This is a genomic window from Pseudonocardia hydrocarbonoxydans (assembly GCF_006539565.1).
Classification (GTDB): Bacteria; Actinomycetota; Actinomycetes; order Mycobacteriales; family Pseudonocardiaceae; genus Pseudonocardia; species Pseudonocardia hydrocarbonoxydans.
The window spans coordinates 24430-46631 of the sequence record NZ_BJNG01000040.1; the positions used below are offsets into that span (position 1 = coordinate 24430).

22 protein-coding genes are annotated in these 22202 nt (G+C 75.0%); 3 read left to right on the plus strand and 19 right to left on the minus strand.

Translation table 11 applies throughout. From position 1 onward, the window contains the following. Positions 1 to 42: 42 nt before the first annotated feature. From purF to PHY01_RS22050, 10 genes are all read right to left on the minus strand, one after another. Positions 43 to 1611, minus strand: a complete 1569-nt coding sequence (purF, locus tag PHY01_RS22005; RefSeq protein WP_141281419.1) for an amidophosphoribosyltransferase — start codon at positions 1609 to 1611, stop codon at positions 43 to 45. Positions 1612 to 1644: 33 nt separating this feature from the next. Next, positions 1645 to 3816: a putative bifunctional diguanylate cyclase/phosphodiesterase gene (locus PHY01_RS22010; RefSeq protein WP_141281421.1), complete on the minus strand. Its 2172-nt coding sequence runs from the start codon at positions 3814 to 3816 to the stop codon at positions 1645 to 1647. Between the two features lie 131 nt (positions 3817 to 3947). Further along, positions 3948 to 4295, minus strand: a complete 348-nt coding sequence (locus PHY01_RS22015) for a sterol carrier family protein (protein WP_141281423.1) — start codon at positions 4293 to 4295, stop codon at positions 3948 to 3950. A gap of 28 nt (positions 4296 to 4323) precedes the next feature. Next, positions 4324 to 6618 carry a phosphoribosylformylglycinamidine synthase subunit PurL gene (purL, locus tag PHY01_RS22020; protein ID WP_246086065.1) on the minus strand — a complete coding sequence of 765 codons (2295 nt, stop codon included), beginning with the start codon at positions 6616 to 6618 and terminating at the stop codon, positions 4324 to 4326. Between the two features lie 28 nt (positions 6619 to 6646). Continuing rightward, positions 6647 to 7099, minus strand: coding sequence for a response regulator (locus PHY01_RS22025; protein ID WP_141281425.1), 453 nt, complete (start codon positions 7097 to 7099; stop codon positions 6647 to 6649). Continuing rightward, positions 7096 to 8667 (minus strand): sensor histidine kinase, encoded by a 1572-nt coding sequence (locus PHY01_RS22030; protein WP_141281427.1) that lies wholly within the window; start codon positions 8665 to 8667, stop codon positions 7096 to 7098. Before PHY01_RS22030 ends, PHY01_RS22025 begins: the two co-directional genes overlap by 4 nt. After that, entirely contained in the window at positions 8664 to 9803 is a 1140-nt protein-coding gene (locus PHY01_RS22035; protein ID WP_246086066.1) for a PP2C family protein-serine/threonine phosphatase, read from the minus strand. The genes PHY01_RS22030 and PHY01_RS22035 overlap by 4 nt, the downstream gene beginning before the upstream one ends. Before the next feature lie 7 nt (positions 9804 to 9810). Continuing rightward, positions 9811 to 10479, minus strand: coding sequence for a phosphoribosylformylglycinamidine synthase subunit PurQ (purQ, locus tag PHY01_RS22040; protein WP_141281431.1), 669 nt, complete (start codon positions 10477 to 10479; stop codon positions 9811 to 9813). Continuing rightward, entirely contained in the window at positions 10476 to 10709 is a 234-nt protein-coding gene (gene purS / locus PHY01_RS22045; RefSeq protein WP_141281433.1) for a phosphoribosylformylglycinamidine synthase subunit PurS, read from the minus strand. Before purS ends, purQ begins: the two co-directional genes overlap by 4 nt. A 22-nt stretch (positions 10710 to 10731) precedes the next feature. Beyond that, the gene (locus tag PHY01_RS22050; RefSeq protein ID WP_218030281.1) at positions 10732 to 11487 is read right to left on the minus strand and encodes an alpha/beta fold hydrolase; all 756 of its coding nucleotides are present in this window, start codon (positions 11485 to 11487) and stop codon (positions 10732 to 10734) included. A 177-nt stretch (positions 11488 to 11664) separates the two neighbouring features. Here PHY01_RS22050 and PHY01_RS22055 point away from each other — a divergent pair, with 177 nt between their 5' ends. After that, positions 11665 to 12525, plus strand: coding sequence for an NAD-dependent epimerase/dehydratase family protein (locus PHY01_RS22055; RefSeq protein ID WP_307723983.1), 861 nt, complete (start codon positions 11665 to 11667; stop codon positions 12523 to 12525). Positions 12526 to 12573: 48 nt separating this feature from the next. Continuing rightward, positions 12574 to 13200 (plus strand): MBL fold metallo-hydrolase, encoded by a 627-nt coding sequence (locus tag PHY01_RS22060; RefSeq protein WP_141281439.1) that lies wholly within the window; start codon positions 12574 to 12576, stop codon positions 13198 to 13200. A 36-nt stretch (positions 13201 to 13236) separates the two neighbouring features. Here the strand turns inward: PHY01_RS22060 and PHY01_RS22065 are convergent, their stop codons facing one another. The 6 genes from PHY01_RS22065 to PHY01_RS22090 all read right to left on the minus strand — a co-directional run bounded on the left by PHY01_RS22065 (position 13237) and on the right by PHY01_RS22090 (position 18181). Next, a complete protein-coding gene (locus PHY01_RS22065) occupies positions 13237 to 13965 on the minus strand; it encodes a DUF2334 domain-containing protein (protein ID WP_141281440.1) in 729 nt (242 codons plus the stop codon). Positions 13966 to 14015: 50 nt separating this feature from the next. Beyond that, positions 14016 to 14855, minus strand: a complete 840-nt coding sequence (locus PHY01_RS22070; RefSeq protein WP_141281441.1) for a phosphoribosylaminoimidazolesuccinocarboxamide synthase — start codon at positions 14853 to 14855, stop codon at positions 14016 to 14018. Continuing rightward, a complete protein-coding gene (gene purB / locus PHY01_RS22075) occupies positions 14852 to 16270 on the minus strand; it encodes an adenylosuccinate lyase (RefSeq protein ID WP_141281498.1) in 1419 nt (472 codons plus the stop codon). The genes PHY01_RS22070 and purB overlap by 4 nt, the downstream gene beginning before the upstream one ends. A gap of 128 nt (positions 16271 to 16398) precedes the next feature. After that, positions 16399 to 16980 carry a TetR/AcrR family transcriptional regulator gene (locus PHY01_RS22080; RefSeq protein ID WP_141281442.1) on the minus strand — a complete coding sequence of 194 codons (582 nt, stop codon included), beginning with the start codon at positions 16978 to 16980 and terminating at the stop codon, positions 16399 to 16401. Between the two features lie 15 nt (positions 16981 to 16995). Beyond that, entirely contained in the window at positions 16996 to 17655 is a 660-nt protein-coding gene (locus PHY01_RS22085) for a hypothetical protein (protein WP_141281443.1), read from the minus strand. A 13-nt stretch (positions 17656 to 17668) separates the two neighbouring features. Further along, positions 17669 to 18181, minus strand: a complete 513-nt coding sequence (locus PHY01_RS22090; protein WP_141281444.1) for a SigE family RNA polymerase sigma factor — start codon at positions 18179 to 18181, stop codon at positions 17669 to 17671. A gap of 163 nt (positions 18182 to 18344) precedes the next feature. On the opposite strand from PHY01_RS22090, the gene PHY01_RS22095 reads away from it, so the two are divergent. Next, on the plus strand, positions 18345 to 19505 hold the full coding sequence (locus PHY01_RS22095) for a threonine aldolase family protein (RefSeq protein WP_141281445.1): 1161 nt from the start codon (positions 18345 to 18347) through the stop codon (positions 19503 to 19505). On the opposite strand, the gene PHY01_RS22100 is transcribed toward PHY01_RS22095, so the two are convergent. The 3 genes from PHY01_RS22100 to PHY01_RS22110 form a co-directional block, all read right to left on the minus strand. Further along, a complete protein-coding gene (locus tag PHY01_RS22100) occupies positions 19456 to 20220 on the minus strand; it encodes a potassium channel family protein (RefSeq protein ID WP_141281447.1) in 765 nt (254 codons plus the stop codon). The two genes, PHY01_RS22095 and PHY01_RS22100, sit on opposite strands and share 50 nt — an antisense overlap. 21 nt (positions 20221 to 20241) lie before the next feature. Further along, positions 20242 to 21366 (minus strand): pyridoxal phosphate-dependent aminotransferase, encoded by a 1125-nt coding sequence (locus PHY01_RS22105; RefSeq protein ID WP_141281500.1) that lies wholly within the window; start codon positions 21364 to 21366, stop codon positions 20242 to 20244. 136 nt (positions 21367 to 21502) lie between these two features. Further along, positions 21503 to 22036, minus strand: a complete 534-nt coding sequence (locus PHY01_RS22110; RefSeq protein ID WP_141281449.1) for a hypothetical protein — start codon at positions 22034 to 22036, stop codon at positions 21503 to 21505. Between the last annotated feature and the right edge of the window lie 166 nt (positions 22037 to 22202).

Consider the following 22202-nt stretch of genomic DNA (forward strand, 5'->3'; position numbering starts at 1 on the left):
GGGCGGCGGGTGCGCGGTGGCGGGTCCCGGTACGCGTGGGGATCAGGGACGCTCGAGAGCGCCCGAAGCACCGTAGCCGACGGCCACCGGCCCGGCGTCGCCCGATGCGGCGCCGGACACGTCGGGGCCGGGCACGTCCGGGACGTCGGGCACGGCCTCGAGGAGGTGCTTGCCCAGCCGCGCCTCCTCCGGCAGCGGGATCGGGTACTCGCCGTCGAAACAGGCGGAGCAGAGCCGGGAGCGGGGCTGCTCGCTGGCGGCGATCAGGCCCTCCAGCGACACGTAGCCCAGGGTGTCGGCGCCGATCGAGCGCCGTACGCCGTCGGTGTCGATGCCGCTGGCCACGAGCTCGGCGCGGGTGGCGAAGTCGATGCCGTAGAAGCACGGCCAGCGCACCGGCGGGGACGCGATGCGCACGTGCACCTCCAGCGCCCCGGCCTCGCGCAGCATCCGCACCAGCGCGCGCTGGGTGTTGCCGCGCACGATCGAGTCGTCGACGACCACGAGCCGCTTGCCGCGGATGACCTCGCGCAGCGGGTTGAGCTTGAGCCGGATGCCGAGCTGGCGGATCGTCTGGCTGGGCTGGATGAAGGTGCGCCCCACGTAGGCGTTCTTGACCAGGCCCTGGCCGTAGGGGATGCCGGACTCCTGCGCGTAGCCGATGGCCGCGGGCGTGCCCGACTCCGGCGTGGGGATCACCAGGTCGGCCTCGACGGGGTGCTCCTGGGCCAGCCGCCGCCCGATGTCGACGCGGGTGGCGTGCACCGAGCGCCCGGAGATCGTGGTGTCCGGCCGGGCCAGGTACACGTACTCGAAGACGCAGCCCTTGGGCTCGGGCGCGGCGAAGCGCGAGCTGCGCATGCCGTCGGCGTCGATGGCCAGCAGCTCGCCCGGCTCGACCTCGCGGACCATGGACGCGCCGACGATGTCGAGCGCCGCGGTCTCGCTGGCGACGACCCAGCCGCGCTCCAGCCGGCCGAGCACCAGCGGGCGGACGCCGTGGCGGTCGCGCGCGGCGTAGAGCGTCTGCTCGTCGCCGAAGACCAGGGAGAACGCGCCGCGCAGCCGGGGCAGCAGCCGCATCGCGGCCTCCTCCACCCCGATGTCGGCGGCGGTGGCGGCGATCAGCTCGGCGACCAGGTCGGAGTCGGTGCTGGCCTGCATCTGCGCCCGGGTGGACGCGGGCGCCGCGGCGAGTGCGGCGACCTCGTCGCGCAGCTCGGCGGTGTTGACCAGGTTGCCGTTGTGGCCCAGGGCGATGCCGCTGCCGGTGGCCGTGGTGCGGAACGTGGGCTGCGCGTTCTCCCAGGTCGTGGACCCGGTGGTGGAGTAGCGGCAGTGCCCGATCGCGATGTGGCCCTTGAGCGAGCTGAGGATCTGCTCGTCGAACACCTGGCTGACCAGGCCGAGGTCCTTGAACACGACCATCCGCCGGCCGTCGGACACCGCGATGCCTGCGGCCTCCTGGCCGCGGTGCTGCAGCGCGTAGAGCCCGTAGTAGGCGAGCTTCGCGACGTCCTCCCCGGGCGCCCACGCGCCGAACACGCCGCACTCCTCGCGGGGCTCGTCGTCGATGGTCGGGTGGTCGGATTCCGGGTTCGGACCCAACACGCACTCTCCTGTCGCAGACCTCTCGACGGCCGGTCAGGTGCCGATGCTACGCCGCGCGAGGCCCGGAACCCATCCGGCGGGACCGGCGTCACCGAACCAGCGGCCCTGTCCCACGTCACAGCCCAGCGCCGTGAGCCGATCCGCCTGGACGCGGGTCTCCACCCACTCGGCGGTCACCTCCAGCCCGAGGGCGTGGGCCATCCCGACCAGTGACCCGACGATCGCCGAGTCGACGGGATCGGGGTCGGTGTGGCGCAGGCCGTCGATGAACGAGCCGTCGATCTTCAGGGCGTGCACCGGGAGCCGCCGCAGCCACGCCAGGCTCGAGTAGCCGGTGCCGAAGTCGTCGAGCGCGAGGCGGACACCCGAGGCGCGCAGCGCCACCAGCGCCTCGAGGGCCGCCGTCTCGTCGCCGAGCACCGCCTGCTCGGTGATCTCCAGCTGGAGCAGCCGGGCCGGCAGCCCCGTGGCGTGCAGCGCGGAGGCGACGACGCCGACCCAGTCGGGCTCCACGAGCTGCACCGGCGAGACGTTCACGCTGACGTACGGCGCGTCCCCGCCCAGCTCCCGGTACCACTGCGCGGCCTGGGCGCACGCCGTGTGCAGGATCCACCGGCCCAGCGGCACGATGGACCCGCTGCGCTCGGCCAGCTCGATGAACCGGCCCGGGGCGAGCAGCCCCTGCACCGGGTGCTGCCAGCGGACCAGCGCCTCCACCCCGCGCATCCGGCGGTCGCCGCTCAGGCCGACGAGCGGCTGGTACACCAGCCGGAACTCGCCGCGGTCGATCGCGCCGGGCAGGCCGGAGAGCAGCTCGAACCGGGCCGACTCACCGGCGTCCCGCTCGGGGTCGAAGACCACCCGGCGGGCGCCGCCGCGCGACTTGGCCCAGTTCAGCGCGACGTCGGCGGCGCGCATCAGCTCCTCGGGGCACGCGGTGGCCGTCGGCGCCGCGGCCACGCCGATGCTGGCGGTCATCGTGAGGGTGTGGCCGCCCACCAGGAACGGGGTGGCGAACGCCTCCAGCACGCGGTCGGCGACCCGGCAGAGCCCGGCGACGCCGTCGGGCTCGGCGACGAGCACCGCGAACTCGTCGCCCCCGGTGCGCGTGACGAGGTGGTCGCCCGAGGCCATCTGCAGCCGCGCCGCCACCGCGAGCAGGAGCTGGTCGCCGACCTGGTGCCCCAGCCCGTCGTTGACGCCGGTGAGCCCGTCGAGGTCGAGCGCGCAGATGCCGACGTGCTCCGGCCCGCCCGCCTCGAACGCGCGGTGCACCCACTGCTCGGTGAGCGAGCGGTTGGGCAGCTGCGTGAGCTGGTCGTGGTAGGCGGCGCGTCGCAGCCGCAGCCGCAGCCGGGTGCGCTCGGACCGGTCGTCGACGACGGCGATCAGGTGGGTGGCCGTGCCCTCGTCGGTGCGCACCAGCGAGGTGACGACGTCGGTGAACAGCACCAGCCCGTCGGGGCGGACGAACCGCAGCTGCATCCGCAGGACGTCGCCGTCGTCGGGGGCCCGGCCGTCCACGTCGAGCCGCTTGAACCGCTCGATGACCTCCGGGATGTCGTCGGGGTGCACGAAGTCGGTGACCGGACGGGGCTGGTCGAGCGGGCCCGCGATCCCGAACATGGTGCGCAGGGCCGGGTTGAGGTCGAGGACGAACCCGTCGAGGCTGACGATGCCGATCCCCACCGCGCCCTGGGTGTAGACGGTGCGGTAGTGGCTCTCGCTCAGCGCCAGCGCCCGCCGGACGCCCGCCTGCGCCCGCATCGTGTGCGAGAGCAGGCCGACCTGGTCGGCGACGGCGCGGTCGCGCAGGGCGCCGGTGAAGCCGGTGACGAGCTCGTCGAGGGCGGCGGCCAGCCGCTGGTCACCGTCCGCACCGCCGGGCCCGACGGCGGCCGGGCCGAGCTCGCGCATCAGCCGCAGCGTCGGGGGCAGGATCTCCTCGGCGGCCCGGGCCACGTCGGCGACCGGACCGCAGATCCCGCTGGTGAGCAGGTCGGCGCCGATGTCGCGGGCGGCGATCGGCCAGAACGGCTCGGCCGCCAGCGTGGTGGCCAGGCGCCGCAGGAGGGTGGCCAGCCGGGCGGGGAGGGTGGGGTCGGGCGCGGGGGCGATCTCGGCCCAGAGCGCGGCGAGGTGGTGCAGCGCCGATGCCGACGGCCGGTGGGCCGGCACGCCGGCACGACTGCGTGCTGCGACCATCTCGACACCTCCTGTCACCCGTCTGCCGGGACCCGTACCCCGGACGGCGTGATTCTCCGCATCACCCCGTACTTACGCCAGTACGACCGTTTTCGGCCCGCCGGGCCACCGTGGACCCGAGAATCCGCCGTTCAGACCAGTGGCAGGACGGTGCCGACCTCACCCGATCGGCTGCCCGACGCCCGCAGTCTCCCCGTCGACTCGGCATCGGTCCAGCTCAGACGGCCCGTGACCAGCAGCAGCCAGGTCCGCGGATCGGCCTCCACCACGTTCGGCGGAGTGCCGCGCGTGTGCCGGGGCCCGGCGACGCACTGCACCGCCCCGAACGGCGGGATCCGGACCTCCACACTGCGCCCCGGAGCGGCCGCGGCCAGCGCCGCGAGGCTCTCCTTCACCGCCGCACGCAGCACCGCCCGGTCCGGCTCCGGCCCGCCGTCGAGCCAGGACCCGACCGCGTCGGGTACCCGTCCGTCCGTCACGGGGTACCCCGTCCGATCGGACAGGTACTCACCCCGGAACCGGGTGGTCGAACAGTGCGGGCAGCGTGCCCTCCCACGCGGACCGCAGGGCGGGCAGCGGCAGCGGCTCGAGCGGGCCGACGGCCAGGGCCGGCCCCCCGGTCGTGCCGAGGACGTGTGCCGGGACCCCCGCCGTCGACGCGGCGGCCAGCAGGTCGTCGACCTGCTCGGGCGCCGCCGTCACCAGCACCCGGCCCGCCGACTCGGCGAACAGCGCCACGAACGCGTCGGGGTGCGGCAGCTCGACGCGCGCGCCGCGGCCGCCCACCAGACAGGCCTCCACCAGCGCCTGCGCGAGCCCGCCGTCGGACAGGTCGTGCGATCCGGTGACCAGGCCACGGGCCGCCGAGGCCGCCAGCAGCCCGGCAAGCCGGTGCTCCGCGGCCAGGTCGACCGCGGGCGGGCGGCCGCCGAGGTGCCCGTGCACGTGGTGGGCCCACTCGCTGCCGCCGAGCTCGTCGCGGGTGTCACCGAGCAGCACGACCGTGTCGCCGTCGCGGACGAAGCCCGACGGCACCCGGCGCGCGACATCGTCGATGACGCCGAGCACGCCGACCACCGGCGTCGGCAGGATCGCGCGGTCGCCGGTCTGGTTGTAGAAGCTCACGTTGCCGCCGGTGACCGGGATGCCGAGCAGCGCGCAGCCGTCCGCGATGCCCCGGACGGCCTGCTGGAACTGCCACATGACGTGCGGGTCCTCCGGCGAGCCGAAGTTCAGGCAGTCGCTGACGGCCAGCGGCACGGCCCCGCTCGTCGCCACGTTGCGGTAGGCCTCGGCGAGCGCGAGCTGCGCCCCGGCGTACGGGTCGAGCGCGACGAAGCGGGCGTTGCAGTCGGTGGCCACGGCGATCCCGCGCCCGGTGACCTCGTCGACGCGCACCATGCCCGCGTCGGCGGGCTGCGCGCTGGTGGTGTTGCCGCGGACGTAACGGTCGTACTGGTCGGTGACCCAGGCCCGGCTGCACAGGTTCGGGCTCGCGGCCATCCGCAGGATCTCCGCGCGCAGCGCGGCCCGCCCGGACGGGCGCGGCAGCCGGTCGGGGACGTCGGCGACGAGCGCGTCCTGCCCCGGGCCGCGCCGCACCGGGCGCTCGTAGACCGGGCCGTCGTGGGCGACGGTGCGCGGCGGCACGTCGACGACGGTCTCGCCGCGGAAGGTGATGACCAGCCGCCCGCCGTCGACGACCTCGCCGATGACGTTCGCCAGCACGTCCCACTTCGCGCAGACCGCCAGGAACGCCTCGACGTCCTGGGGACGCACGACCGCGCACATGCGCTCCTGCGACTCGCTGGACAGGATCTCCGCGGCCGTCATCCCGGAGGCCCGCAGCGGCACGGCGTCGAGGTCGATGCGCATGCCGCCGTCACCGGCGCTGGCCAGCTCGGAGGTGGCGCACGACAGGCCCGCGCCGCCGAGGTCCTGGATCCCGACGACGAGCCCCGCGTGGTAGAGCTCCAGGCAGCACTCGATGAGCACCTTCTCGGTGAACGGGTCGCCCACCTGCACCGCGGGGAGCTTCTTGCGGCCGGTGCCGTCGCTGAAGGTCTCGCTGGCCAGCACCGAGACGCCGCCGATGCCGTCGAGGCCGGTGCGGGCGCCGAACAGCACGATCAGGTTGCCGGTGCCCGATGCGAACGCCAGGTGCAGGTCCTCGGTGCGCATCGCGCCCACGCACAGCGCGTTGACCAGCGGGTTGCCCGCGTACCCGGCGTCGAAGACGACCTCGCCGCCGATGTTGGGCAGGCCGAGGGAGTTGCCGTAGGTGCCCACCCCGGCCACGACGCCGGGCAGCACGCGGGCGGTGTCGGGGGCGTCGGCGGGGCCGAAGCGCAGGGGGTCGGCCACCGCGATCGGGCGGGCACCCATCGCCATGATGTCGCGGACGATCCCGCCGACGCCGGTGGCCGCGCCCTGGAACGGCTCGACGTAGGACGGGTGGTTGTGCGACTCGACCTTGAACGTGACGGCCCAGCCGTCGCCGATGTCGACGACGCCCGCGTTCTCCCCGATCCCGGCCAGCATCTTCTGCCGCATCGCGGGGGTGGTCTTCTCCCCGAAGTAGGCCAGGTGCACCTTCGAGGACTTGTACGAGCAGTGCTCGCTCCACATGACCGAGTACATGGCGAGCTCGGCGTCGGTCGGGCGGCGGCCGAGGATCGACCGGATGCGCTCGTACTCGTCGTCCTTGAGGCCGAGCTCGCGGTAGGGCTGCGGCTGGTCCGGGGAGGCGGCGGCCAGTTCGACGGTGTCGACGGCGGGCACTGCGGGGGAGGAGGCGACCACGGCTGCTGAGCCTACGGAACGCCCGCAGTCAGCCGCCGTCGCGGCCCGTGGGCAGCTGGACGACGGAGACGAAGAAGTGGTCGATCTGCTTGATCGCCTCGATGAACCCCTCGAAGTCGACGGGCTTGGTCACGTAGGCGTTGGCGTGCAGCTGGTAGCTGCGCAGCACGTCCTCCTCGGCCTGCGAGGTCGTCAGCACGATCACCGGGATGTGCTGCAGCGACGGGTCCTTCTTCACCTCCTCCAACACCTCGCGGCCGTCGCGGCGGGGCAGGTTGAGGTCGAGCAGGATGAGGTCGGGGCGCGGCACGTCGGCGTAGGGCGCCTCGTTGCGCAGGTAGGACAGCGCCTCCGCCCCGTCGGTGACGACGTCGAGGCGGTTGTGCAGGTACTCGTCGAACGCCTCGCGGGTCATCAGCACGTCGCCCGGGTCGTCCTCCACCAGCAGGACGTTGACGATGCGCGGCTCGGGCGTGCTCATGCGGGGAGCTCCTCGGGAAGGTCGGACGGGGCCGGGAAGGTGACGGCGACGGTGGCGCCGGGGCCCTCGTCGTGCACGACCCGGATGGTGCCACCGTGGAACTCGGCGATCTTCTTGGACAGCGCCAGGCCGATCCCGGTGCCGGCGTAGACGTCGCGGGCGTGCAGCCGCTGGAAGATCACGAAGATCTTGTCGTCGTACTCGGGCTGGATGCCGATCCCGTTGTCGGACACGGTGATCTCGACGCGGCCGTCCTGCTCGGTGCCCTCGACCCGCACCACCGGCGGCACGCCCTCGCGGTGGAACTTCAGGCCGTTGCCGACGAGGTTGGCCAGCAGCTGCCGCAGCAGCTGGGGGTCGCCGAGGACGGTGGGCAGCGGCCCGACGACGATCTCGCCGCCGAGCTCGGCGCGGGTCGTCTCCAGACCGGTGACGACGGCGGCGGCCACCTCGCCGAGCGGCACGTCGACGAAGCCCTCGGTGGTGCGCCCGACCCGGGAGAACGCGAGCAGGTCGTTGATCAGGCGCTGCATGCGCTGCGCCCCGTCGACGGCGAACTCGATGTACTGGTCGGCGCGCTCGTCGAGCTGCCCGCCGTAGCGGCGCTGCAGCAGCTGGCAGAAGCTCGACACCTTGCGCAGCGGCTCCTGCAGGTCGTGGCTCGCGACGTAGGCGAACTGCTCCAGGTCGCGGTTGGAGCGTTCCAGCTCCTGTCCCTGGTCGGCGAGCCTGCGGTTGGCCTCCTCGACGCGGGCGAGGTCGGCGAGTATGCGCACCCGCATCGCCTCGACGTCGGCCCCCAGCTCGACGATCTCGCGCGGCCCGTCGGCGACGATGTGCCGGTCGGCGTCGCCGTCGACCACCGCCTTCACCTGACCGACGAGGTCCGACACCGGCTGCAGCACGGTGCGGCGCAGGCCGATCGCGGCGGCGGCGAGCACCAGTACCAGGAGCGCGCCGACGACGACGGCGGTGCCCTGCAGGAACCCCGCCGCCGCGGAGACGTCGGCGCGGGCCTCGCGCTGGCGTTCGGCGAGGTTGCCCAGGAGCACGTCCGCCCGCGTCCGGACCTCGTCGAACAGGGCCCGGCCCGCCTCCGGGTCGGGCACGGGCGCCCCGGCGTCGACCGCGGCGACGGTGGGCTCGGCGTGCTCGGTGCGCCAGCGCTGCACGGCCCCGACCAGCGCGTCGAGGTCGGCGGACAGGTCCGGGGTGTCGAGGAGCCCGCGCAGCTCCCCGAGGGCGGCGGCCTCGGCGTCGACGCCCGTGCGGTAGGGCGCCAGGAAGTCGGGCCGCGCGGTGAGGCTGTAGCCGCGGACGCCGGTCTCCTGGTCGAGCAGGGCCACCGACAGGCTCTGCGCCGAGTCGAGCGCGGGCGAGACGCGGTCGAGCAGCACCGCACGCGAGGCCGTCAACCCGGACAGGGCGACGCCGCCCGCCCAGATCGCGGCGACGGCCAGCAGCGCCAGCGTCGCGGCCCCGACGGCGAACAGCCTGCCCAGCGGCCACCGGTCCCCCGGGTTCTCGGTGGGCGCGGGGCGCCTGCGCAGCAGTGCCCGTGTGGTCACGGGGCGGCCGCCGTGAGCAGCAGGATCGCGACGTCGTCGGACAGCGGGCCCCCGTTGAGCTCCTGCACGCGCTCCACGAGCCGGACCGGCAGGTCCTCGGCCGGGGTGGCGGACTCGGCGACCAGCAGCTCGATCAGGCCTTCCGGCCACAGCGGCTCGTCGGGCATCGGACCCTTCCCCTCGATCAGTCCGTCGGTGAACATCAGCAGCGACCAGCCGGGGTGCAGGCTCAGCCGCTCGGCCTCCCACCGGGTCTCGGCGGCGATCCCGAGCGGGAGCCCGATCATCGGCTCCACCTGCCGTGGGGGGTGCAGCGACACCGGCGCGGGGTGGCCCGCGAGCCGGACCAGCCCCTCACCGTCCGGGGGGATCGCGACCGTGCAGACGGTGGTGAACAGCGTCTGGTCGTGCCGCTCGCTGACCAGGACCTGCTGCAGCTTCGGCAGCACCTGCGGCTCGTCGACGCCCGCGAGGACCAGCGCCCGCCACGACACCCGCAGCAGCGCGCCCAGGGCCGCCTCGTCCGGGCCGTGCCCGCAGACGTCGCCGATGATCGCGTGGACCGTGCCGTCCGGGCCGCGGACGGCGTCGTAGAAGTCGCCGCCGAGCACCGACCGGGCGCGGCCCGACCGGTAGAACGACCGTGCGGCGACATGGCTGCCGGCCAGCAGCGGCGTGGGCAGCAGCCCGCGTTCCAGGCGGGTGGCCTCCGCCGCGACCAGCCGCTCCTCGCGCAGGCGCAGGGCGCTGGTCTCGGCGCGGCGGCGCTCCACGGCGTACCGGATCGCGCGGATCAGGACCTGCCCGTCGACCTTGCCCTTCACCAGGTAGTCCTGCGCCCCGGCGGCGACGGCGGCGACCCCGAGGTGCTCGTCGTCCAGGCCGGTGAGCACGCACACCGCGGCCCCGGCGTCGGCCCGCAGGATCGCGTGCAGGCCCTCCAGCCCGTGGGTGCCGGGCAGGTTGAGGTCGAGCAGGACGCACTCCGGACCGGACAGCAGGTCACCCGCGACGACCTCGGCGAGCGAGGTCGCCACCGTCAGCCGCAGCTCGGGCTCCACCTCGGCGAGCAGCTCACCCACCAGGAAGGCGTCGCCGGGATCGTCCTCGACGAGGAGGACGGCACGTCCGGACACCGTCACCTCAGCCGACCGCCGCTCCCAGCACCGAGGTGAACAGCACGAGGCCGTCGTCGGAGGGGCCGGTCAGCGGGTCGATGGCGTGCTCGGGGTGCGGCATCAGGCCGACGACACGACCGTCGGCGGAGGAGATGCCGGCGATGTCGGCCAGCGCACCGTTCGGGTTGCCGCCCAGGTAGCGGAACACGACCCGGCCCTCGCCCTCCAGCCGCGCGACGGTGTCGGCGTCGGCGACGAACCGGCCCTCCCCCGACTTGAGCGGCACCAGGATCTCCTGGCCCGCCGTGGCCGCGCCCGTCCACGCCGTGGCGGTGGACTCGATCCGCAGCCGCTGGTCCCGGCAGACGAAGTGCAGGCCGGAGTTGCGGGCCAGCGCACCGGGCAGCAGGCCCGCCTCGCACAGGATCTGGAAGCCGTTGCAGATGCCCAGCACCGGCATCCCGCGCCGGGCGGCGTCCTTCACCTCGGTCATGATCGGCGCGAGGCTGGCGATCGCGCCGGCGCGCAGGTAGTCGCCGTAGGAGAAGCCGCCGGGCACGACCACCGCGTCGACGCCTGCCAGGTCGTGGTCGGCGTGCCACAGGGACACCGGCTCGGCGCCCGCGTAGCGCACCGCGCGGGCCGCGTCGACGTCGTCGAGGGTGCCGGGGAACGTGATGACCCCGATCCTCACTTGCGCGTCACCACCCAGTCCTCGATCACCGGGTTGGCGAGCAGCTCGCCGGCGATGCGGTGCAGGGTCGCGTCGTCGATCGCGTCGTCGACGTCGAGCTCGAAGTGCTTGCCCTGCCGCACCTCGGTCACCCCCGCCACGCCGATCCGGCCCAGCGCCCGAGTGACCGCCTGACCCTGCACGTCGAGGATCTCCGGTTTGGGCATCACGTCCACCACAACTCTGGCCACGCGCCAGAGCCTACGGCCCTGCTCAGTCGAGGAACGCGGCGAGCATGGGCAGCAGCAGATCGGCCCGTCGCGGAGCCTGCATGTGGGTGGTGCCGGGCAGGATCGCCAGCTGCGATCCGGGGATCAGCTGCTGCATCACCGCACCGTGGGCGGGCACGGTGAAGTCGCGGTCGCCGATCACGATCAGCGTCGGGGCGGTGACGGCGGCGAGCTGCTCGTCGGTCCAGCCCGACCAGCCGTTGAGCGAGGTCATCGACCGGGCGGGCAGGTCGTCGAAGCGCTCGGGGTGCGGGGAGCGCTCGGCGTAGGCCCGCGCCATGTCGGCGAAGTCCTGCTCGGTGGGCATGATCGGGGAGGTGGCGAAGGTCGAGGGGTCGGACAGGTCCGGGTGCGCGCCGTCCGGGCGGACGCTCGCCGAGATGGGCACCACCTTCCGCAGGCGGTCGGGGTGGCTGACCGCGAGCTCGATGGTCGTGCCGCCGCCCATGCTGTGCCCCATCACGTGGGCGCGGTCGATGCCGAGGTGGTCGAGCAGACCGACGACGTCGCCCGCGAGGTTGGCGTAGGTGAGGTCGCGGTCGATGTCGGCGGTGCGGCCGTGGGCCTGGAACTCCACGCCGATCACGCGGTGCCTCGTCGCCAGCGTCGGGATCAGCGCGGCGTAGGTGAGGTCGATGGTCATCACCCCGCCGTGCAGCAGCACCAGCGGCGTGCCCTCGTCGCCGTGGGTCTCGTAGTACATGTGCAGGCCGTTCACGTCCGCGTATCCGTTGCTCATGCCCGTCCGACGACGGTGCCGCGCCCGACTCATCGGCCACGGGCGAAATTCCTTGATCGCGCCGTCGCGGAGCCGTAGGACGGGGCCATGGGGAGATGGCTGGTTCTCGGGGGGACGCGGTTCCTGTCGCACGCGGTGGCGGCCGGGGCGGTGGCGTGCGGGCACGAGGTGACGTGCGTGGCGCGCGGGTCGTCCGGGCCGGTGCCGGACGGGGCGACGCTCGTCGTCGCCGACCGGGACGTCCCGGGATCGCTCGACGCACTGCGTGGGCAGCGTTTCGACGCCGTCGTCGAGGTGGCCCGGTCGCTGCCGTGGGTGCGGGAGGCCCTCGCCGTGGTCGACGCCGCGCACCGGACGTTCGTGTCGACGGTCAGCGTCTACGCGGACCCCGCGACCCCGGGGCAGGGCGTCGACGCACCGCTGCTCGCGCCGCGCGAGGACGGCGACTACGGGGCGGTCAAGGTGGCCTCGGAGGAGGCGGTGCGGGCCGCGCACCCGGACGCCCTGATCGTGCGCGCCGGGCTGATCTGCGGCCCCGGCGACCTCAGCGACCGCTTCGGCTACTGGCCCGCCCGGTTCGCCCGGGGTGGGCGCGCGGTGATCCCGGACGCGCCGGACCAGCCCCTGCAGATCGTCGACGTCCGCGACCTCGCCGCGTGGATCGTCGACGCCGGGGAGCGCGGTCTGGGCGGCACGTTCGACGCGAGCGGGCCCCGGACGACGCTCGGTGCGGTGCTCGACGCGATCGCGGCCGCGGTCGGCGCCCCGGACCTCGTCCCGGTGCCGGTCGCCCCCGCCGCGCTGGAGGCGGCGGGGGTGGCGCCGTGGGCCGGGCCACGGTCGTTGCCCCTCTGGTTGCCGGCGACACACGTCGGGATCGTGGCCAGGGACACCGCTCCGGCGGCCGCTGCGGGGCTGGTGTGCCGGCCGGTGGCCGAGACCGCCCGCGCGGCGCTCGCCCACGAGCGGGCCCTCGGGCCCGATCGCCCGCGGCAGGCGGGGCTCGACCCGGCCGAGGAGGCCACCCTCGTCCGGTAGGCGTCGTCGAGCCGCCACGCGGGGGCGGGCGGTGGCAGGCTGGACGCCGTGCAGATCACCCACTTCGGCCACTCGTGCGTGCTGCTCGACACCGGCGCCGCGCGCCTGCTCGTCGACCCCGGTTCGTTCTCGTCCGACTTCGAGTCGATCACGGGACTGGACGCCGTCCTGGTCACCCACCAGCACCCCGACCACCTCGACGTCGAGCGGCTGCGACCGCTGCTGCGCGCCAACCCGGACGCCCGGCTGGTCGTCGACCCCGGGACGGCCGGCGGGCTGTCCGGCGTCGACCACGAGGTGACCGCACCCGGGGAGGTCCTGGAGCTGGCCGGGGCGCGGGTCGAGGTGCTCGGCGGCGAGCACGCGGTCATCCACCCGGACATCCCGGTGATCCCCAACAACGCCTACCTCGTCGACGGCACCCACCTGCACCCCGGTGACGCCTTCCCCGCCCTCCCGGCGCCCGTCGACGTCCTGTTCCTGCCCACCGCGGCACCGTGGCTCAAGGCGTCGGAGTGCGTCGACTACCTGCGCTCGATCGCCCCGCGCACCGCCGTGCCGATCCACCAGGGCCTGCTCGCCCGGCCCCAGGTGTTCTACGGGCTGTTCACCTCCCTCGCCCCCGAGGGCACCGCGCTGACCGTGCTCGACGAGGGCGCGACGACGGCACTCTGAGGCGGACCCGGTCGCACGGATGTCCCGACTCGCGGGTCAGGCGGCGCGGGCGGGCGTGGTGGTGGGGAGGCGGTAGGTCACCGGGGTCGCGCCCGCGGCCAGTGCCGCGTCGATCGCCGCCAGCGCCGCGTCGACGCGGGCCGAGCGGCGCAGGTCCTTCGCACGCACGTTGATCCGCACGACGCCGTCGCGGCGTGCCACCCGGACCGTCTCCGCCACCAGCAACCGGCACCGCCAGGCCTCGGCGGCGCGGGCGTCGTCGGCCACCGGTCGCCGATCACCCGAGGCCCGGAACCCCAGCACGCGGGCCCGGACCGAGCCGGGGCCGTCGAGGCGGTGCACCCCGTTCTCGTCGGCGTACATCGTGAACCCCTGCTCGCGCAGCGCGTCGACGGTGCCGGTGGAGGCGATCCAGCGGGGCGGGACGAACAGGTCGGTGCGCAGGCCGACCGCGCCGAGCGTGCGGCGGGCGGCGCGCAGCCGCAGGCCGGCCTCGTGCCGCGGCAGCGCGGCGAACTCGGCGCGGCGCCCGACGCGGGCGGGGCCGGCGCTGTGGTCGAACCCGTGCAGGACGATCGCGTCACCGCGGCCGCGGCGCCCGCGCAGCCAGTCGACGAGCGGCGGGTCGGCCTGCCCGGTCCAGGCACCGGGGCGGTAAAGCTGCGACAGCGGCACGCCGCGGGCGTCGAGGGCGGCGGCGAACGCGGCGCCGCGGGGCAGGGAGTCGTCGGTCAGTCCGGACAGGGAGACGATCAGGCGAGCCACCCGCCCATGGACTCACGTCGACGTGAACACCCCGTGCGCGGGAACCGTCGTCAGGGCGACGTTTTCCACTCACGACCGGTGAGGCGCTCGTAGACCTCGACGTATCGCGCGCGGGTGGCGTCGACGACCTCGGCGGGGACCTCGGGCCCGGGCGGGGTGCGGTCCCAGTCCAGGCCGGCGGACCAGTCACGCACGTACTGCTTGTCGAAGGAGAACTGCGGGCCACCCGGCGCCCAGCGGTCGGCGGGCCAGTAGCGCGACGAGTCCGACGTCAGGACCTCGTCGGCGAGCACGATCTCCCCCGCCGGGTCGAGCCCGAACTCCAGCTTCGTGTCGGCGACGAGCAGCCCGTGCGCGGCGGCCGTCGTCGCCCCGCGCTCGTAGACCGCGAGGGTCAGGTCGCGGACCCGCACGGCCCGGTCCACCCCGATCAGCTCCTCCACCTGCGTGAACGACATGAACTCGTCGTGCTCCCCGACGGGCGCCTTGGTGGTCGGGGTGAAGATCGGCTCCGGCAGCTTCGAGCCCTCGACGAGCCCGGGCGGCAGCTCCACCCCGGACACGCTGCCGTGCTTCTCGTACTCCTTGAGCCCCAGCCCGGCCAGGTACCCGCGCGCGATGCACTCGACGGGCAGCATCTCCAGGCGCCGGCAGCGCACCGCCCGCCCGGCGAACTCGGCGGGCACGTCCTGGGACAGGACGTGGTGCGGCACCAGGTCGGAGAGCTGCTCGAACCACCACAGCGAGAGCTGGGTGAGCAGCGCGCCCTTGTCCGGCACCGGGGTGGGCAGCACGACGTCGTAGATCGAGAGCCGGTCGGAGGCGACGAGGATCAGGTCGTCGCCGTCGGCGTAGACGTCGCGGACCTTGCCGCTGTGCAGCAGCTTCACAGGATGGCTCCGGGGGTGTAGGCGGCGGCCTCGGGGTGCGCGGCGACGATCCCGTCCACCCGCGCGACGACGGCGGCGACCTGCGCGGCGGCCGCCCCGGTGAAGGCCAGCGGGTCGGTGAGGAGGCCGTCGAACGAGCCGCCGAGGCGCTCGTCGGCGGCGAGGCGGGCCATCAGGTCGTTGTCGGACCGGCCCTTCTCCCGCATCTCCAGCGCCACGCCCACGGCGTGCTCCTTGATCACCTCGTGCGCGGTCTCCCGCCCGACGCCCGCCCTCACGGCGGCCATCAGCACCGAGGTGGTGGCCAGGAACGGCAGGTAACGGTCGAGCTCGCGGGCGATGACGGCCGGGTAGGCGCCGAACTCGTCGAGGACCGTCAGCGTGGTCTCGATCAGCCCGTCGAGGGCGAAGAACGCGTCGGGCAGCGCGACCCGGCGGACCACGGAGTCGGCGACGTCGCCCTCGTTCCACTGCGCCCCGGCCAGCTCACCGGCCATCCCGGCGTAGCCGCGGAGCAGGACCATCATCCCGTTGATCCGCTCGGTGGAGCGCGAGTTCATCTTGTGCGGCATCGCCGAGGACCCGACCTGGCCGGGCTGGAAGCCCTCCGTCGCCAGCTCGATCCCGGCCATCAGCCGGATCGTGGTGGCCAGCGACGACGGCGCCGCCGCCAGCTGCACCAGCGCGGAGAGCACGTCGAAGTCCAGCGACCGCGGGTAGACCTGGCCGACGCTGGTCAGCGTGGCCTCGAAGCCGAGGTGGGCCGCCACCCGGGACTCCAGCTCCGCCAGGCGCTCGGGAGTGCCGAGGAGGTCGAGCATGTCCTGCGCGGTGCCCATCGGGCCCTTGATCCCGCGCAGCGGGTAGCGCGCCCGCAGCTCCTCCAGCCGCGCGAACGCCACCAGCAGCTCGTCGGCCGCGCTCGCGAAGCGCTTGCCCAGCGTGGTGGCCTGCGCGGCGACGTTGTGGCTGCGGCCGGCCATCGTCAGCTCGGCGTGCTCCGCGGCGCGGCGGGCGAGGCGGGCGAGCACGGCCACCGTGCGGTCGCGGACGTGGGTCAGGGAGAGGCGGATCTGCAGCTGCTCGACGTTCTCGGTGAGGTCGCGGCTGGTCAGACCCTTGTGGACGTGCTCGTGCCCGGCGAGGGCGTTGAACTCCTCGATCCGCGCCTTCACGTCGTGCCGGGTGACGCGCTCGCGCGCCGCGATCGAGGCGAGGTCGACGTCGTCGATCACGCGCTCGTAGTCCTCGACCACCCCGTCGGGTACCGCGACGCCCAGGTCGCGCTGGGCCCGCAGCACGGCGATCCATAGGCGGCGCTCGAGGACGATCTTGTGCTCGGGTGACCAGAGGCGCACGAGCTCGGCGCTCGCGTAGCGGGCGGCCAGCACGTTGGGGATCGCGGCGGGGGGCATCACGTCGGGTCAGCCTACGGGCAGCCGGTCGGAGTACCGCGGCGACGACCCCGGCCCCGGGATCGCGGACCACGTCCCGGCCTCGACGGCGCTGTCCGCCGTGCTCGTCCCCGGGTGCGCCGGCGGCCTCACAGCAGCCGCAGCAGCACCTCGCGCGCGGCGGCCCGGGGATCCGGGTCGGCCTCGATCAGCGCGCTGATCACGGCCCCGTCCACCATGCAGACGAGGTCCCGCAGCGCCGCCGGCTCCAGCCGCCGCCCGGACCGGACCAGGATCTCGACGAGCAGCGCGTCCAGCTCGCCGCGCAGCTCGCGCATCAGCGGCGCGAGGTAGGGACGGCGGCCCGCCCCGACCAGCCGCTCGTAGCGCAGCAGCACCGCGTCCAGGCCGCCGTCGCGGGACTCCGGGCCCAGCAGCTGGTCGATCACCAGCTCCACCAGCTCGGGGGTGTCGGCGCTCCCGGGGGCGAGTGCGGCGAGCTGGGCGCGACCCTCGTCCAGCTCGTCGCGGCTGGTGCGCTCGGCCGCCGCGGTGACCAGGTCGTCGAGCGAGTCGAAGTAGTAGGTGGTGGACGACAGCGGCAGCCCGGCCCGCTCGGCCACGGCCCGGTGCCGCACGGCGTCGAACCCGCCGGAGCGCAGCAGGGCCGCGGCGGCCGTCACCAGCTCGGCGCGGCGCCGTTCACCCTTCGGGGTCCCCACCGCGGCCATTCTCCCCGCGGACGGTCAGAGACGGGGAGCGAGGTCGGCGGCGGTGGCGTCGAGGCGGTCGGCGAACGGGGCGGGCGTGCCGGGGCCCTCGCCCCGGGAGCCGACGACGACCGTGCCCCCCGACGCCGTCGCGGCCACCGCACTCGGCCCGCTCGTCGGCCCGGCGGGCTCCCCGGGCGGCAGGTACTCCACGGTGAGCAGGCCCGCCGTGCCGCCGTCGGAGACCTCCAGGCTGACGCCCCGCTCGCCGCCCGGGCGGCAGTCGGTCGTCACCGCGGCCTCGACGGCCCCGGCCACCTCGGGCAGCACCTCCTCCAGGACGGCGCGCAGCTGCGGGTCCTGGCGCTGCGCGCACTCCGTGGTGCCCGGCCCGAGCGGGACGGGCGCCGCCCGCACGGCGTCGGCGGCGGCCCCGGCCTCCGCGGCCGCCTCCGGCGCGGCGGCCGGTGCGGCGGCCGACGACACGGCGTCCCCGCCCGGGCGGGGCAGCCCCACGGCCACCCCCACCCCGGTGACGACGAGCAGCGCCATCGCGCCCCCGAGCACGGCGGAGCGGCGCCGGGCGGTGATCCGGCGCGAGGTCGCGACCACGCGGTCGTGGTCGAACCGGGGCGGCGGCGGGGTCTCGGCGGCGGCCTGGGAGAACAGGGCCGCGAGGCGGTCGTCGTCGGTCATCGGTTCCTCCTCCTCAGCCGGCCGGTCGCAGGTCGTCGAGCGTGTCGCCGAGCACCGCGCGCAGCGCGGCGAGCCCGTGCGAGGTCTGGCTCTTCACCGTGCCCTCCGAGCAGCCCAGCGCGGCGGCGGTGCCCGCGACGTCGAGCCCCTCGAGGTAGCGCAGCACCAGAACCGCGCGCTGGCGGGGCGGTACGGAGCGCAGCCCGTCGACGAGGACGTGGCGGGTGGCCACCCCGTCGGTGGCGGACGCGACGGCGCCCGCCTCCACGACGTCGGTGAACCGCTCGCGCCGCCACGGCCGCCGCGACTCGTCGACGACCGAGCGCACGAGCGTGCGGCGCATCCACGCGTCGAGCGCGGCCGTGTCGCGGATCCGGCGCCAGTGCCGGTGCAGGGCGACGAACGCGGCCTGGGCGTGGTCGTCAGCGCGGTGCCAGTCGCCGCAGAGCAGGTACGCGGTGCGCCGCACGGCGTCGCGACGCGCGCGGAAGTAGGCCTCGAACGCCGCCTCGGCGGACTCGTCCAACGCGGTGCCTCCTCCCCCTCCGACTCCCCCTCCGGACCCTGGACGGGCGCGCGGGCGGACACGGTTGCACGCCCCGCCACACCTCCCCCGATCGGCCCAATGTCGTGACCGGAACGTGACCCTGGCGCGACCGGGGCGAGTCCGGCTGGTTGAATCCGACACTGTGCGATCCACCTCACGCTCCCGCCGGGCGTCCGCGAAGGCGGGTCCGATCGACCTGCGGTCGGACACCGTCACCCGTCCCACCAGCGAGATGCGCGCGGCGATGGCCGCCGCCGACGTGGGCGACGACGTCCTCGACGGCGACCCGACGATGCGCGAGCTGGAGGTCCGCGTCGCGGGCCTGCTCGGCGCCGCCGACGCGCTGTGGACGCCGAGCGGGTCGATGGGCAACCTCATCGCGCTGATGGCCCACCTGAGCCGCGGCGACGCGTTCCTCGCCCCCGCCGGCGCGCACGTCCTCGACGCCGAGCTGGGCACGGCCGCGTGGCTCGCCGGCGGCATGCCGCGCCCGCTGCCGCACGACGGCGGCCCGGGCAAGGTCACCCCCGACGCCGTACGCCGCGCCGCGGGCACGCCCGGGCCCTACTTCACGCTGCGCACCACGCTGCTGTGCCTGGAGAACACCCACAACGCCGCGGGCGGCACCGTCACCGCCCCCGAGGAGCACGCGGCCGTGGCCGCCGCGGCGCGCGCCGCGAAGCTGCGCGTGCACCTCGACGGCGCCCGGCTGTGGAACGCCGCCGCCGCGCTCGGGGTGCCGCCCGGTGCCCTCACCGTGGGCGCCGACACCGTGCAGGTGTGCCTGAGCAAGGGCCTCGGCGCGCCCGTCGGCTCCGTGGTGGCGGGGTCGACGGAGTTCGTGGACGAGGCCCGGCGGCTGCGCAAGATGCTCGGCGGCGGGGTCCGCCAGGGCGGCGTGCTGGCCGCGGCCGGGCTCGTCGCGCTCGACCGGATCGACCGCCTCGCCGACGACCACCGCCGCGCCCGCACCCTCGCCGACGGCCTGCGCGAGCGCGGCTGGCAGGCGGCGGTCCCGCAGACCAACATCGTCCTGATCCCCGTCGCCGACCTCGACGGCACGCTGCGCCGCCTCGCCGACGCGGGCGTGCGGGCGGTGGCGATGTCCGGCCAGGTCCGGCTGATGACCCACGCCGACGTCGACGACGCCGACATCGCCGTGGCGCTCGACCGGATCGGCGCCCCGGGGGCCGGCACCGGCGAGGACGGCCGGGCCGACGGGCGCGCCGCCTACGCCCCGGTGCAGCGGGGGCTCAGGTCGTCGGGTGCCGGTCGCGCTCCAGCGCGTCCAGGCGGGCGCTGATCGCCCGCAGCTCGGCCAGCACCTGCCCCAGCTGCCCCTCGACGTCGTCGAACTCGTCCTCCAGCTCGTCGCCGATCCGCTCCCCGGCCTTGCGCAGGTTCTCCACGAACCAGCTCGCGATCGACGCCGTCACCACGCCGAGCAGCGCGATCCCGGCGACCATCAGCGATCCCGCGACGACCCGACCCTCGAACGTCACCGGGAAGCGGTCGCCGTAGCCGACGGTGGAGATCGTGGTCAGCGTCCACCACACCGCGTCGCCGAAGGTGGTGATCGACGCGCCGGGGGCGTCCCGCTCGGCGTCGAGCACGGCCAGTGAGGCGACGAACCCCACCAGCGCCACCGTGCCGACGACGTAGAACACGACGCGGCCGCGCACGTCGTCACGCAGCTGGCGGTTGAGCACGCTGATCACGGTGATCACCCGCAGCGCGCGGAGCTGGCGGAACATCGGCAGCAGCAGGATCGCCAGGTCCAGCAGGTGCGTGTAGACGAACCGCCACCGGTTCTGCGCCAGCCAGATGCGCACCAGGTAGTCCAGGCCGAACACGATCCAGACACCGGTGACGACCGCCTCCAGCAGCGTCGCGCCCGGCTCGCCCATCGCCGGGTCGAGCACCTGCCAGGCGTAGGCCACGAGGAACAGGACCGCGAGGCCCGTGAGCCACCAGTCCACCCGCCGGTCCCAGGCCTGGATGCGCGGCTCACCGTCCATGGCGCGGGACAGTACTGCCGATCAGCGGGGGACGGTCCCGATCCACGCCTCCAACCTGGTCAGCGCCTCGCGGACGTCCTCGGTGGACCCGGCGCAGGAGAACCGGATCCAGCGGTGCCCGTCGACGGGGTCGAAGTCCAGGCCCGGCGCCACGGCGAGGCCGACGTCGGCGAGCAGGCGCCGCGTCAGCTCCATCGAGTCGGCCGTCAGGTGCGACACCTCGGCGTAGACGTAGAAGGCGCCGTCGGCGGGGGCGAGCGTCGTGATCCCGATCCGGGGCAGGCCGGCGAGCAGCAGGTCGCGGTTGACCGCGTAGCGGCCCACGTGCCCGTCGGCCTCGGCGTAGCTCGACTCCGCGAACGCCCCCAGCGCCGCGCGCTGCGCCGGGGCGGGCGGGCAGACGGTGAAGTTGCCCGCCACGCAGTCGGCCGCGCGCAGCAGCCGCGGCGGCAGCAGCAGCCAGCCCAGCCGCCAGCCCGTCATCGAGAAGTACTTGGAGAAGGAGTTGACGACGATCGCCTCGCGCGAGGTCTCCCAGGCGCACGAGGTCGCGGGCGCGCCGGGGTAGGAGATGCCGTGGTAGATCTCGTCGCTGACGAGCTGGACGCCGCTGCGCTCGCAGTACCGCGCGAGCGCCGCGAGCTCGGCGGGATCGAGCACGGTGCCCGTCGGGTTCGCCGGGCTGGCCACGACCAGGCCCTTCACCGGCTCGTCGAGCGCCTCCAGCATCTCCACGGTCGGCTGGTAGCGCGTCTGCGGCCCGCACGGCAGCTCGACGACCTCGCAGCCCAGCGCCGAGAGGATGTTGCGGTAGCAGGGGTAGCCGGGGCGGGCCATCGCGACGCGGTCACCCGCGTCGAAGGCGGCGAGGAACGCGAGCAGGAACCCGCCCGACGAACCGGTGGTGACCACGACCTGCTCGGGCGGCACGTCGAGGCCGTGGGTACGGCCGTAGTGGCCGGCGATCGCGGCCCGCAGCTCGGGGACGCCCAGCGCCACGGTGTAGCCGAGGACCTCGTCGGCGATCGCGGCCGTCGCGGCGGCCCGCACGGCCTGCGGGGCACCGGTCGAGGGCTGGCCCGCGGAGAGGTTGACCAGGTCGCCGTGCGTGCGCTGCCGCTCCGCGGCGGCCGCCCACACGTCCATGACGTGGAACGGCGGGATGGCGGCGCGGCGGGAGACGGTCGGCAGGGGGGTCGTCACGGTGTCGAGCCTAGGAAGCGCGACGGGCGGGCCGCGCTCCCCCCAGAGGAGCCCGGCCCGCCCGCGGCGGCCAACGACGTCAGACGATGCCGCTGACGAGGTCCGTGGCGGAGAAGAGGCCGGGGGAGGGCAGGGTGCCGGCGCCGCTCTCCAGGTCGCCGCTCTCAAGGTCGTCGCTCTCCGCCTCGAGGTCCATCGCGGCCGACAGCGGGATCTCGGGCAGGGCGTCGGCGCCGGGCAGCGAGTCCGCACCCGGGAGCGCGGGCAGGGCGTCCGTGCCCGGCAGCGAGTCGGCCGGGAGCTCCGGCAGGCCGTCGGCACCGGGAAGGCCCGGCAGGGCGGGCAGGCCCGGGAGGGCCGCGAGGTCGAAGGCGTCACCGGCCGGGAGACCCCCGACACCGGCGGGCTCCGGCAGCGACGCCTCGGACATCTCGCCGTCGACGGAGAAGGAGTCGGCGGCCAGGTCGGCGGAGAGGCGATGGTCGTCGAGGGCGGCGGCCGACGCCGGACCGGCGACGGCGAGCAGCGCGACCGGGGCACCGACGGCGCCCACGGCGACCCGACCGGCGAGTGCGGCGGCCCGGCTCGGAGCGGCGTGACGGGGGTTGCTCATGCGGTGTTCCTCTGCTTCGGGGGAAGGGAGCTGCCCGGAGCACCGCGTCCGCGGCCGGTGGATGCGGGGAGCGACGGCCGTGTCGGGCTCCGGACGCGCAGAGACTGGCCGCTCCCCGGATCGCCCGCAAGTTGCCGTCAGTGACCGATTCGCCCCGTTGCGCCGC